Genomic DNA, 13,194 nt, shown 5'->3' with positions numbered 1-13,194 from the left:
GCATATGAAATTTGTGCATGTAGCCCAGGCGTTTGAAGAGATAGAACAAGAATCTGCTCGTCTAACGATGACTAAGTTGCTTGCTGATTTATTTAGCAAAGCAAGTCCTGCCGAGGCTGGCATGATTGCATATTTGACGTTGGGCTCTTTAAAACCTCCCTACATGCAGGTACAGTTCAACTTTGCACAAAAGAGTATGAACAAAGTATTAGCTCAACTGCTTGGCTATTCTCTCCAAGCTATTTCCAAGCAAGCAGCAAGATTGGGTGATAGTGGCAGTATTGCCGCACAAGGTGATTGGCAAAGAAGTAGCCACATAGATCAAACACTGGAGTATGTTTATGGTGCCCTTTCGGATTTTCTCGAGCTGACGGGAAGGGGGTCACAGGAGGCAAAAGAGGCTGCGATGCTTAGTTTGCTGAAAAAACTCGATCCTGTATCAGCAAAGTTTGTCATACGTATAATACTGGGGAAACTGAGGCTTGGTTTTTCTGATATGACCTTACTTGACGCATTTTCATGGATGGAAGTTGGTGATAAGTCGTTGCGCAAAGAACTTGAACATGCATATAATATTTGCGCCGACATTGGCTTAATTGTGATTGTGCTTAAAGAGAAAGGGAAAAAGGGTTTAGCATCGATTGATGTAACACCGGGCATTCCCATCAGGCCTGCGGCAGCAGAACGTTTGAAAGATGCCAAAGCGGTTATCAAAAAAATTGGGATGTGTGTTGCGCAGCCGAAAATTGATGGGTTTCGTCTGCAAATTCATGTAGATAAAAACAAAAATATACGTTTTTTTTCTCGCAATTTGCAGGATATGACCGACATGTTTCCTGATTTATATGATGCAGTTAAAAATCTCAACGTTGACTCTTTGATAGCTGAAGGCGAGGCAATTGCCTTTGATCCAAATAGCGGTAACTTTTTACCATTTCAAGAAACGGTAAAGCGTAAGCGTAAATATGATGTTGAAAAATTTGTTGAGGATTATCCTCTTAAGTTGTATCTCTTTGATTGTCTGTATGTGAATGGTCAATCGCTGTTGGATAAGCCGCATCACGATAGGCGAGATACTTTGTTGGATCTTTGTCCTAAAAAAATTACTGACTCAACCATTGTTTTACCGATACAAGAAATTCCCTTTAATGATTCAGATTCGCTGCAAGACTATTTTGACGAGGTGATAGCCTTAGGGCTTGAAGGGCTTGTGGTCAAGCGTAGAGATGCACCATATCAACCAGGGAAAAGAAACTTCAATTGGATCAAATTAAAGAAGACACATTCAAAAAAATCTGGCGTGCAGGATACGCTAGATTGTGTCATAGTGGGTTATTATCATGGACGGGGTAAACGAGCAGCATTGGGAATAGGCGCATTACTTGTTGCCGTGTATGACGAGAAAAAAGATAATTTTGCTACTGTTGCAAAGATTGGAACCGGCTTAAGTGATGAGGAGTGGGTTGAGTATAAAAAGGCGTGTGATCAGTATGCTGTTAATGAAAAACCAGTACAGGTTGTCTGTTCAAAGGAACTACATCCTGATGTGTGGGTGGCCCCAAAGCTCGTGTGTGTTGTGTATGCTGATGAGCTGACTCGCTCACCCCTTCATCAAGCCGGAAAGACGTCAACAAAGAGGGGAATTGCACTACGCTTCCCTCGCATTGTTAGTCAACGTTCAGATAAATCACCAACTCATGCAACAACAGTTGAAGAGCTTATTTCGCTATATGAGCTGCAAAGTGCATAGTTTGCCTTAAAAAACATCGTCAGCAAATAAATTTATAAGGCTACCAAGTTCTTTAATTTTTTTCTTTTTTTCAGCAGTTTTTTGTGGGCTGTTAATGTAGCTGTGAATGTAATAAGTTGTGTAAGCCAAGTTTGCCAAAATAAAAACAAGATGGGGCTTTGTCAGATATTGAGTGTTTTTGTGTATAAAACATTCGGTTAGGCTCCTAGTGAATGCCTCAATAGCTTGCAATAGGTAGCATTCCTCGAGATAGTTATCCTGTGGAATAGTTAGTGCAATATTTGTTCCGCATATACTTTGTAGAGTTGCGAGTGAGTAATGCAGCAATTGAATAATGTTATTGACGCGGTTACAATCGCTTTTATTAAAAAAGTTACGCATTAGCTCACTGCGTGAATCATTATCTCCGGAGATGTATAACCAAAGATGGTAAAGTAGATGGTGTATGTCATATAACATCCATACGTAACGGTAGTGTAAGCTTGCGCTTTGTGATTTGTTGCAGTGAGATGCTGTGGCATTGCCAAGTGATGCTAAGTCTTTAAGAACAGCCAGAGTGGTGTGCGTTGTGGCAGATGAATTCTGTGTGTTTGGATTAAAGGAATAGCCAGTTATCGCTGCTTTTGATAAAGCTAGAAGAATTTCTAAACCATTTTGTTTTGTGTAGGTGTGTCTGGTCTGATTTGGTAAAGAGCTTTCTGTTACACAAGTGGTGAGCAGAAAGATAATGAATAAAGCCAGCATTTTCATATTTTTATCCCCCTCAAAAATGAGCTTGGCAGATGATGTATTATCACTGCTTTTCTTTTGCACCGTTTATCAATAGAATCGTATACATCTTTACTGTACTGGAATTGTTTTAAGTGCAGCAATATTCTTGCGGGAATGGAAGACTTTTGCTTGTGGCAGAAAGAAAAATTATAGTGTTGGATTAGGTATTATGAGTTATAGAATAGGGATTATAGGTTTTGGTATTGTTGGTAAATCGGCACTGAACTTTTTTTCACACCATGTATCAGCTTCTTGCATGAGCCAGCTGCCGGGCTACGATATCAAAGAAAAAATGATACAATTACGTGTTTGGGATAAGCGTTTACTTGGTGCTGATGAATTAATGATGATTGCGCAGGCTAATGCTGAATTTGTCTGCGGGCAGAATCAAACCTTGAGTGAATTTATTGCTGAGCATGATGCTGTTTTTGTGAGTGCGAGTGTCGATGTATCGGCATATCTGATGTATGCGTACAAAATGATCAACGAGCTTGATTTATTTTCAGCATGCTACAAACAGCCGGTGGTTGGAGTGACTGGATCTGTTGGCAAGACGAGTGTAACCGCACTGCTAGCGCAACTTATCTCAGGGATGTCTTTTTTAGGGTGTAAAAGATTTAAAGCTCATGCCGTTGGTAATATTGGTGTCGGATTACTAGACTTGATTTCTTCTCAAGGCTGTGATGATCTCTGCGTTGCAGAGTTATCCAGCTTTCAACTTGAACTGTCAAGTAAAAGTAATGTTGACATTGCTATTTGGACAAACTTTTACCCCAATCATCTCGATCGCCATCGTACTATAAAAGATTATTTTGATGCAAAAGGTAGTCTCTTGCTTGCTCAGAAAGAACACCAAGTTGCGTTGCTTTCTGCTCAGTTACTTGAGGATGACTTTGTAAAAATGACGAGCGAGTTGCTAGCAAGGGTGAAGTCACACATTTGTTTTTTTGATGCTACACGTTCTGGGGATGAGTTTTTCCAGCTTATTCCACTTAAAGACTACTCACTGTTGTACATTAATGATGGAATAATTTGGTACGAGTGTGTTAAAGATGGCGTGTGCGCAAAACAGAAAAAGCTTTGTCCAGTTGCTTTTTTTCCTGGAAATATTTTTATTGCAAACATACTTGTCTTGGTAGGAGCGCTTTACTTTTTGGGAGCAGATTTTGACTTTTTTTCGGTGCAAAGGGTACATGAATCATTGCACAATGAATCCTTACGTTCTTACCAACAGCATCGTTTAGAGTTAATTTGTTCGCCTAATGGAGTTGATTTTTACAATGACTCAAAGGCCACGATTGCTCAAGCGACGCAGGCAGCAGTAGAACGCCTCTCGCATAATAAGCGGCCGCTTATTGTTATACTCGGTGGAACAGACAAGGGTGTAAAGCGCGGATGGTTGGGTAAATGGCTTGCAGGGAATCCATTTGTTAAGCGCGTATACTGCTTTGGCCAATCGTGTGCTGATTTTGAACAAGTATATCCAATGAAAACACTCGAACAGGTTGTTGAATCTATTGCCAATGATGTTCAGCTGGGGGATCAGGTATTGTTTTCCCCTGGTGGGGCAAGTTTTGACCAGTATACAAATTACATGGAGCGTGGCAATGCGTTTAAAGAGCTTGTTTGGAAAAAATTTGGCGTGACCAAATAAGGGGCATTTTTTTTAGATAGTTGCATATTCTCTTTCTAAATTTCTACACTAAACACGCGCTGGGAAATTCACGGTAATTTTGGGGGGGGAGTAGGTATGGCAGTTCCTCGTTCTGTAATAAAATATCATTTGTATACCTTTTTAATGACGGCACTGTTTTTAGTTTTGGTTGGGTTTGTTTTTATCTATTCAGCAAGTTCTGTGTATGCACTTGAAAAGTTTGGATCGGCACATTATTTTCTGAAAAAACAATCTGTCTACTTTTGCATAGGCTTGATTAGTTTTGTTTTTTGTTCTCGTGTGCCATTTGGTTTAATTAAACGTAGTACGCCACTGCTTTTTTTTGCTGCACTTGTATTGACTGGTCTAACATTGGTACCAAGTTTAGGAGCTCATTGTCATGGATCTAGTCGCTGGCTCAATGTTTTTGGCTTTAGTTTTCAACCGAGCGAGTTTTTGAAAGTTTTTTTTTTCATGTATATTGGCTTTTTTCTTGATCGTAAGTATTTACACATACGGTCGTTCGTTCAAAGTTATGTACCATTTATAGCAATTTTAGGGGTTACGTTTCTGTTATTGCTTAAGCAGCCTGACTTTGGTTCTGTAGTGACAATGTTTTCAACATCTATCATGATTTTTTTTATTGCGCGGTTTCAATTTGCCCATTTGTTTGTGACACTTGTTGCAAGTGTGCCAGTGTTGCTTTATTTGATTGTTTCACGTTCATATCGTCTTCATCGGATTTTAATTTTTCTTAATCCTTGGTCAGATCCACGAGGCCGCGGTTTTCAAATTATTCAGTCGCTTATTGCTATCGGATCGGGACATATTTGGGGGCTTGGTATAGCCAATTCAAAGCAAAAATTTTTCTACTTACCGATGCAGCATACCGACTTTATTTTTTCAATTATTGCCGAGGAGACAGGGTTTGCAGGATCTGTAATATTGTTGTTGCTCTATTTTGTTCTTTGTTTTTCAGGTCTGCGCTTAGCCTTGCAGTTAAAAGATCCCTTTCAATTTTTTACAACACTTGGTTTTGTGTTGTTCATTACTTTGCAGGCGGGTATTAATTTGATGGTTGCCTCAGGCATGCTCCCTACTAAGGGACTAGGGTTGCCCTTTGTCAGCTACGGAGGGACAGCGTTGATTGCACTTTGTATGATGGCGGGTCTCATTACTAACTTTGTGCGGACACATATGACACTTCGAAGTTTCTAGTGTTTTCTTTTTGTCATTTTTTGACTCTTTTGTAAAATGCTCATTTATGAGCCTCTGTTGACACTCTTTGCAAGGTTGACATACTTAATGGTACGCAAAATTGCTGTATATGCTTAATACATCTTTATAAAAGGGTTATTTTTTATGAAAAAAAGGTTGTGTGAGGCGCTATTGCGTCTATCGCTGTGTGCTATTGTTCTTATGGTACCAGTTTTTTTGCAGGCAGAAGATCATAAAAATGTTGCAGACCAGCAGACTACTGTAGGTCATAAAAATCCCCATAGTCAAGAAGGCTTTCGAGTAAAAAAGGACCCTGATGGTGAATTGTCAGGAGAAGAAGAGCTTGAACAAGAAGCTTCCCTTGCTCGCCGGCAAGAAGAACTCAGTGTTTTATTCGAAGATTTTTTATCAGATTTAACGGGGAAGCCACAACAAGATACGGCGGGAGATGACGTTGAAAGATCAACTCAGGATAGTGAGCAAAATCCATTTAGTACTGGGGGACAGGACTTAGTAGGAATGCTATCCGGCATGCGTGAAAAGATGCCCGAGCTGGCAAAAGCATTGTTGAGCATGATTGAGATGGAAGAAGAGATGCGTCGCAATGAAATGAAACAGTCATTGCCAGAAGAAGTCAGAGAAAAGCTTGATCAGGCTTTTCGTGAATATGATGAAGTCATAAAAAAATGTGGGCTTTCGCATCATTTGCAAATCTTGACAAAAGAAATTGATGAGTGGTTGGCCTCATGTGATCGAATGAGTCAGGATTATAAAGAGCATATTGAGCCTTTTGAAAAAGAGTATAGCGACTTTTGTCGTGCCCTTAGTGATGGCTCATTCAATACCCTCGTGTTTGGAACCAAGGGCATGAGCCTTGAAGCAATTAAACAAATGATTGAAGATCTTGCTTATGGTCGCGGGCTTGAAGAAGGCATTTACGAGAAGCAAGACTTAACAAATTTGCTTGATAGCATTGCTCAATTGCCAGTAGAAGAGGTTGATAAGATTGAAGATGTGATGGGTAAGTTTGTGCGTATGCTGCATCTTATTTATAAGACGATAGAGCATGGGGATGAACATGATGAAAATCATTTTAACAATCTGCTTAAGGTTTACTTTGACTCGCTGGCTCCGCAGGTGAGTCACGCCCGTAGTATTTTGAGTGATGTGAAACGAGATCTTGAAAAAGTGTTTCTTGAAAGCACCGTGCAAAAAGAGCGTACAGCATTGCGCCATTGGCTTGGTGAAGTGAAAGATTACCTGCATACACTAGACGAGCTGATGACATTGAAAGAGACTGTGCATTTTGAATGGGGTAATGTTTCAAAAGATATGTTGTGGGTATTTATGGGAGGTCTTGATTTAGCGTCGTTGTGGGCAGAAATGTATTTTGATGATCATCAACGAGAGATTGATGATCGCCGTATGAATATGACCAGACTTCTTTATTCGCCAAAAAGTACAGCTAAGCATTTTTTCTTGACCTTGATTCCACATATTCCAGCAGTTATCTGGAAGTATAAAAATAATCGTTCCGATCTGAACAAAGATGTCTTGACCAAGGTAGTGCAGGGTGTTGATATCTCATTAATGAAAGGTATGCTTGAACAAATCGTTCCCTCAAAGGTATCGCTTGGGGGGAAGAATGTATACACCATTAATAGAGCTAAGTGGAATCCACTTGCATTACTCTTTACTATGTTTGGATCAGGCCTTGGGATGCTGATAACATCGCGTCATAGTCTGAAGTCAGCAATGATGTTTTTGAGTGCGGTTTGGATTTACTTTCAACTTATTGGTGTTGAAGGTCAGGATCGACTTCTTTCTGATGGCAACATAGATACGCTTGAAGCGTTTTTTAAACGAAGCATTCCTGCGCAATATAGCTATTGGAAGTGGGCGAGTCTACGAGTTCTTTCAATTTTGAAGAATAAGTTAATCATTCGGCCAATTTACCAGGCAATTGATGGAGTCCTTGATGCACAAGACCTTGAAACGATAGAAAATTCAACCATGGGTATTGTTAAACCCGAGTTAGCTGCTGAAGTTATTACAACATTGTTTTATATCTCTCTGGTGAACAAAGATTCTCCTCTTCACAAGCATATTGCGCAATATAGCTCTGGACTATACGACCATAAGTATAGCGACGTACGTTATGAAAAAAACCTAGAAAAAGAAAAAGAGGCACGCAGGCAGGGAATAGACAAGAAGATACTGACTGATGAAGAAAAGCTTATTCATAAGCTTTCACCTCGGGACAGAGATTTTTACTATTTTGAAGAGCAAATGTTAAAGTATTGCCTTGGCCAAGCTGGTGGATTCTGGGGGCGTGTCATAGGTAAAAAATATGGAAGCGATATCAAAGCAGGATTTGGCTTTGCAGGACGACAAGCCCTTGATTTTCTTTCTTGGTGTAAGGTTATAGAAAAAGAATCATGTGATGAAGCTGGTAAAGCTGTCGACAAAAATATAGAGGGAATGAGAGAATTGCTCAAAGATATGATTATCATGTTGTTTAACAGCGAACTTGAGTGGAAGCGTATGATGATTCGTCCGTTCTATGAAACGGGTAATGTGAGCGAAATGCCAGTTGATCCACTAGAAGTTGACCAGTGTATAGTTATTCAGATGCTTAATTTCTTCCATGACTGTCAGTTGTTGACCCATCTTGAAATCGTTGAGTTGTACAGTACATTCAGTCGCATAGAGCCTGGCTCGCTAGATAAGTTTGCAGATCAATTACTTACACACGTTGAAAACAATATTATGGGCTTGGTTGGTAGTTGTGTTGGTGCTGCAGTGGGGAGTGAGTATATCGCAGACAGAGTTACTAAAAAATGGGGTCCTGGGCCAGGGTACTGGGCTGGTTGGTATGGAGGAGCATAATCGACAGTGCATGATAAATGAATGTTTAAAAGACCATCTATTTTTAGATGGTCTTTTTTATTGTGGGTAAGAAATAAAGTCATGTACTCTAAAAAAGAGGTTTGCTTTTGCTGAATAGGTAGAGTGAGGGAGAAAATAGAGATGAAATTTAAGGTGTGGTGTGCTGTCATGATTATGCTGTTTTGCTCAGGCGGTATAGTGGAGCCGTCAGTTAGTGATATGCTCAGGGCGGTCAAATTAAAAATAGTTAATCTTGCAATGACCATAGCAGGATATGATAATAAAAGAGATGAAAGAAATCCCTTTAAGGGAAGTCAATTTGCAGGTTTTTCTGAGCCAGATTGGACCGAAGTGCAACTTTTAAATCATGATGATGCTGGATATGCTCTTGATTATGCCTTACTTACAGGAAAATACAGAAACAATGAAGAGTTGATCAAAAAATTGTTTAATAACTGCAAGCTCGAACAACTACAAAAACAAGATCTAATAAATAAGATTTTTGGTCATGCTGTTTACAGTGAAAATCTTTCAATTGCTACTTTTTTACTGCAAGGACTTATTAAAAAAAATATCTATGAGGCGAGCGTTGACGAAGGCGAAGAGATTAGCGATTTTTTTAGAGGTATTGCTTTATTAATCTATAGCCCTGAAACCGACGATTTTGATGAAAAATTTCTCATAGAGCTTGCGGCCAACATTATTACGGTAAAAAACAATGAGTGTTTTTTTGTTGGTACCAACAGGAAGTGTGATTTTAAAGTAAGGTATAGGAATTGGTGCCAGGATCTTTTTCAAGCTATAAAGGAAATGAAAAAATAGTGAAATCTAGACAGAGACGAGTGTGATAGCAAGTTCTTTGGCTAAGCTAACAAATTTTTCACGTTCAACGATGAGCGTTCGTTCACTATTCCATGCGAGAGCATGGACTTGCCCGAATTTGAGAGAGGTGAGTGATTCCGGCCCCAGGGTTGGCAGATCATACTGTGCATTGTGTGTAGCATGTGCAGATTTGCAGATGATAACTCGTCCGTTTCCGAGTTCAATGCCCCGTTTAATGCAAGCGTCAGTTCCTTCAACGCCTTCAACGGCAAGTACGGCTTTATCTTTAACCACAACAGTTTGACCGACTTCGTAAGTAGAGAGAGCATCAGCTGTGTGCATGCCGAGTTTGATATTTGCTTCTAGCTCGCTGTCAAGTTGGCCACACAAAATACCCGGTTTGACTAACAGGCCATCAAGTACATCGCTTTGTTGAATGACGTGCATGTTGTGGTGCGCCAGTTCTTGGATAAGACGCTCCATAATTGCCTTGTCACTTTTATAAACAAGTGATGCGAGCAATTTCAGAGCAAATGTGTCGAGTCGTAATTTTTTGAACAGGTTTCCCTTGTCGACCTTGCCAATGAATAAGACTTGAGTTGTTCCGCGTGCCTTAAGGGTGTCGAGAATAGCTTGTGCTTTGCAAAAATCTTGTGGGACAATGTCAATGTTGGCACCAACGGCGTCTTGTAGTAGAGCCAGATTTTGCTCCGGAAAGAGTGAGATGACAAAAAAATCTTTATTTTTTGATTTTAAACTGCGACAGGCATATGCGGGAACAACGCCTGTTCCAGCAATAATGCCGATCATACCGCCCCAATCAGTCTGTCAATTTCAAGTGTTAAGTCGAGTGCTGGTAGATCTTGGTTGTGATTGATCATATTTTGTTTGTTTTTTATTGCGTCGATAAAATATTCGACTTCCAGTTTTAATGGATTGTCCTTGTATACAAACAAGTGCTCAATAGTTTCTTCTTGTTTATATTTGAGTTGGTCAAGGCCAATATCAACGCTTGAGCTTGCATGGCGATGAATGGAGAGATCTTGTGTTGTGAAATCAAGTTGAATGAACTCTTTCTTTTGGTGAATCGTCATAGTGCGTCGTTTAATTTGTGAAGCACGGCTTGAGATAATATTTGCAATCGTACCATTCTCAAAGCTTACTTGCACGTTGGCAATATCGCAACGCTGAGAATAAACCTTATGGCCACGCGCACTAATGTGTTTAACAGGTGAGTTGACCAAATTTAAAATTATATCAAGATCATGAATCATGAGGTCGAGCACCACGCTATCTTTTTGAACACGTGGGGCAAAGGGCCCCATACGATGGCTTTCAATCAAGAACGGCTTATTAATAATTTTTTTAAGTTCTTGAACGGCTCCATTAAATCGTTCAACGTGACCAACATGGAGTGCACAGTTATTTTTTTGTGCCAAGCCAAGCAATTCTTCCGCTTCCCATAATTCTCGAGTGAATGGCTTTTCGACAAGGACGTGTTTGCCGCGTAACAAGCAATCTTTTGCGACTTCGTAGTGATACTGCGTTGGCACTGCGATAATGACACCATCAACGAGGTCAATCCACTCTTTGTAGTCAGCAGATTTGATGACATGAGGTGTTGTTATTTTTTTTAAGTTTTTTTCGTTTGGATCAGCCACACCAACGAGTTTTATATGTGATGATGTAGCGCACACAGAGGCGTGATAACCACCCATGCGACCAAGGCCAATAATACCAATTGTTACCATAGTTTGTTACTGTTCTGTTGATGGGTTAATCTTGTTTTCATCTAGTAAGCTGCGGCGCGATACGCCTCGTTCGCTTGTTTCAATAAAAGCAATAAAGTCTTGTACGAAAGAATTTATTCCCCAGGACTCAGTATCTTGTAAACGTTTAAGTTGGTCAAGTGGCTTTTTATCCTGATAGAAATATCTACAGACTTTTTTAAGCGCATTGATATCGTCACTTGTTATGCCAGCACGACGTAGGCCAATTGCATTAAGCCTAACAAAATGGGCCGGCTTTCCATCAAAAAGGCAGAATGGTGGGGCATCTTGACGAATACCACTAAAGGGAGCAAGTGCACTATATTTCCCAACGCGACAAAATTGATGGGTTGCGCTATATGCCATGAGCACGGCGTTGTGCTCGACGTAGGTGTGTCCACCCAGACTGACATTATTCGTTAAAATAACATTGTTTTCAAGTGTTGCATCGTGTGAAACGTGCGCATAGCACATGATGTAGCAATTATCACCAATACGCGTTTGGCCGTCGGCATACTTGGATGCGTGGATGCTTGAATATTCGCGGATTTCACAATTTTTACCAATGCTAATTGAACCCTGTGCAACATTTACGCCAAGGGCTTGAGCTGAGAAGCCGATGCTAACATGTGGATAAATTTTGGTCCCCGCACCAATTTTGACATTGCCGGTGATGACGCTAAACGCACCAACTTTAACTCCAGGTTCCAAAATTACGTCTGGCCCAAGCAGGGCCGTTGGATCAACAAAGGTCTGTGTACCTGTAAAAAATTGTTCGTGCTTGAATGAAGTATGAGGTGTTGTCATAGTGATAGTTGTTAAATAACCCAGAAAAAAAATGATAACCACTCTAAAGTGGTTATCATTTCAATAAATTCATTGGTTGGGGTGGTAGGATTCGAACCCACGCATGGCGGTACCAAAAACCGCTGCCTTACCACTTGGCTACACCCCAAAAAGTTCAAAGTAAAATAACAAAAGTTAAGCAGTTTGCTCTTCGCCAGACGATTTTTCGTACTCAGCAATGATTCTGTCTTCAATCATTTTTCGCGTGTCTGCATTCAATGGATGGACGATGTCTTTAAAAGAACCGTCTTTTTTCCTGCGGGATGGCATTGATACAAACAACCCCTTATCACTCTGGATAATTTTCATATCACGCACAATGAAGCAGTTATCAAAAACCATTGTTGCATAAGCCTTCAACTTTCCTTCATTAGCAGGAAAAATCTTTATTTCAGTAATCTCCATTGACCATCCTTTGTGTAAAACTAAAGGCTGCGAGACCTTGTTACTGCGCTCTCCCTCGCACCTGTTCCTTAGATAACGTTCAATCATGTGCAATAATCTAAAGCTTAATGGGCCTTTTGTCAAATTTTTTTACTATTTAATGCAAATAGCTGCTCGAAGCTTAGCAGATCGTGATGATGGGTTTTGTTTAATTTCTTCGTCTGTAGCAACTATTGGCTTTTTGGTAATAATTTTTAGGGCGTCTGAGTGTTCTTTAAAGAAGGTTTTAATTATTCTATCCTCCAGTGAATGGAAGCTGATACAAACCAATTTTCCATCAGGCGCGAAGTGATCAAGGCATGCCTTAAGAAATGAATGAATATGTGCAAATTCGTCATTAACTTCAATGCGTAGTGCCTGAAAAGTTCTTGTAGCAGGGTGAATGTGATGCTTAGCTTTGAAAAACGCCGCGGGCATGATACGTTCGATGACCTCAATGAGGTCGCCGGTTGTTTCAAAACGTTTCTTTTTCCGTTGCTCAACAACTGCGTGTGCAATTTTACGTGATTGTTTCTCTTGCCCATATTCAAAAAGGACATCGGCAAGTTTTTTTTCTGTGTATGTGTTGAGTATGTGAGCAGCCGTTTTCTTGCTGTGAGCTGCGGACATGCGCATATCAAGAGGGGTGTCTGTTTGAAATGAAAAGCCTGCTTTTTGATGAATTTGGTGCTGAGAAGTGCCTAGATCAACAAGTGCACCATCAATGTGTTTGATGTTTTCTTTTTTGAGCACTTTTGCCAGGTGAGCATAGTTTGCCCACACGACATTGCATCGATCGCCAAACTCTTCTTCTAGCGCGGCAGCATTGTGTTCAATCGCTTCTTGGTCCCAGTCTAGGGCTAAAACGTGTGCCTGTGGTTCTGCTTGTAATATGGCACGGGTATGGCCACCCCCACCGAACGTTGCGTCGACATAGAGCTTGCCTGGCTGAGGGTCAAGGTAGGTTAAGACTTCATTGGTCATAACACTAATGTGGTGGTAGTTTTTTGTTTGTAACGTGCCATTTGGGGTTAATTTTTTTTTCATTGTTT

Annotated in this window: 11 protein-coding genes and 1 tRNA gene; 5 read left to right on the top strand and 7 right to left on the bottom strand. The window is 40.4% G+C overall.

Annotation, left to right across the window (positions count from 1 at the left end):
* The first annotated feature begins 4 nt into the window (after positions 1–4).
* Positions 5–1,750, top strand: coding sequence for an ATP-dependent DNA ligase (locus H6679_05095; protein MCB9493623.1), 1,746 nt, complete (start codon positions 5–7; stop codon positions 1,748–1,750).
* 6 nt (positions 1,751–1,756) lie between these two features.
* Here the strand turns inward: H6679_05095 and H6679_05090 are convergent, their stop codons facing one another.
* A complete protein-coding gene (locus H6679_05090; protein ID MCB9493622.1) occupies positions 1,757–2,500 on the bottom strand; it encodes a hypothetical protein in 744 nt (247 codons plus the stop codon).
* A 190-nt stretch (positions 2,501–2,690) separates the two neighbouring features.
* Between H6679_05090 and murD the strand changes: the two genes are divergently transcribed.
* The 4 genes from murD (at position 2,691) to H6679_05070 (ending at position 9,104) form a co-directional block, all read left to right on the top strand.
* Positions 2,691–4,175 (top strand): UDP-N-acetylmuramoyl-L-alanine--D-glutamate ligase, encoded by a 1,485-nt coding sequence (murD, locus tag H6679_05085; protein ID MCB9493621.1) that lies wholly within the window; start codon positions 2,691–2,693, stop codon positions 4,173–4,175.
* 96 nt (positions 4,176–4,271) lie between these two features.
* Positions 4,272–5,393 (top strand): putative lipid II flippase FtsW, encoded by a 1,122-nt coding sequence (ftsW, locus tag H6679_05080; GenBank protein MCB9493620.1) that lies wholly within the window; start codon positions 4,272–4,274, stop codon positions 5,391–5,393.
* A 144-nt stretch (positions 5,394–5,537) separates the two neighbouring features.
* Positions 5,538–8,282: a hypothetical protein gene (locus H6679_05075; protein ID MCB9493619.1), complete on the top strand. Its 2,745-nt coding sequence runs from the start codon at positions 5,538–5,540 to the stop codon at positions 8,280–8,282.
* 141 nt (positions 8,283–8,423) lie between these two features.
* On the top strand, positions 8,424–9,104 hold the full coding sequence (locus H6679_05070; GenBank protein ID MCB9493618.1) for a hypothetical protein: 681 nt from the start codon (positions 8,424–8,426) through the stop codon (positions 9,102–9,104).
* A gap of 6 nt (positions 9,105–9,110) precedes the next feature.
* On the opposite strand, the gene lpxI is transcribed toward H6679_05070, so the two are convergent.
* The 6 genes from lpxI to rsmH form a co-directional block, all read right to left on the bottom strand.
* The gene (gene lpxI / locus H6679_05065) at positions 9,111–9,914 is read right to left on the bottom strand and encodes a UDP-2,3-diacylglucosamine diphosphatase LpxI (protein ID MCB9493617.1); all 804 of its coding nucleotides are present in this window, start codon (positions 9,912–9,914) and stop codon (positions 9,111–9,113) included.
* Positions 9,911–10,855: a Gfo/Idh/MocA family oxidoreductase gene (locus tag H6679_05060; protein ID MCB9493616.1), complete on the bottom strand. Its 945-nt coding sequence runs from the start codon at positions 10,853–10,855 to the stop codon at positions 9,911–9,913. The genes lpxI and H6679_05060 overlap by 4 nt, the downstream gene beginning before the upstream one ends.
* 6 nt (positions 10,856–10,861) lie before the next feature.
* Complete coding sequence (gene lpxA / locus H6679_05055) at positions 10,862–11,680, bottom strand: acyl-ACP--UDP-N-acetylglucosamine O-acyltransferase (GenBank protein ID MCB9493615.1); 819 nt, start codon at positions 11,678–11,680, stop codon at positions 10,862–10,864.
* A 73-nt stretch (positions 11,681–11,753) separates the two neighbouring features.
* Positions 11,754–11,828 (bottom strand) — tRNA-Gln (locus tag H6679_05050).
* Positions 11,829–11,854: 26 nt separating this feature from the next.
* Complete coding sequence (gene spoVG / locus H6679_05045; protein MCB9493614.1) at positions 11,855–12,124, bottom strand: septation regulator SpoVG; 270 nt, start codon at positions 12,122–12,124, stop codon at positions 11,855–11,857.
* A gap of 132 nt (positions 12,125–12,256) precedes the next feature.
* Positions 12,257–13,189 (bottom strand): 16S rRNA (cytosine(1402)-N(4))-methyltransferase RsmH, encoded by a 933-nt coding sequence (gene rsmH, locus H6679_05040; GenBank protein MCB9493613.1) that lies wholly within the window; start codon positions 13,187–13,189, stop codon positions 12,257–12,259.
* Positions 13,190–13,194 lie beyond the last annotated feature (5 nt).

Source organism: Campylobacterota bacterium (genome assembly GCA_020633995.1).
Classification (GTDB): domain Bacteria; phylum Babelota; class Babeliae; order Babelales; family RVW-14; genus JACKCO01.
This window is presented reverse-complemented; position numbering and strand designations above follow the sequence as displayed.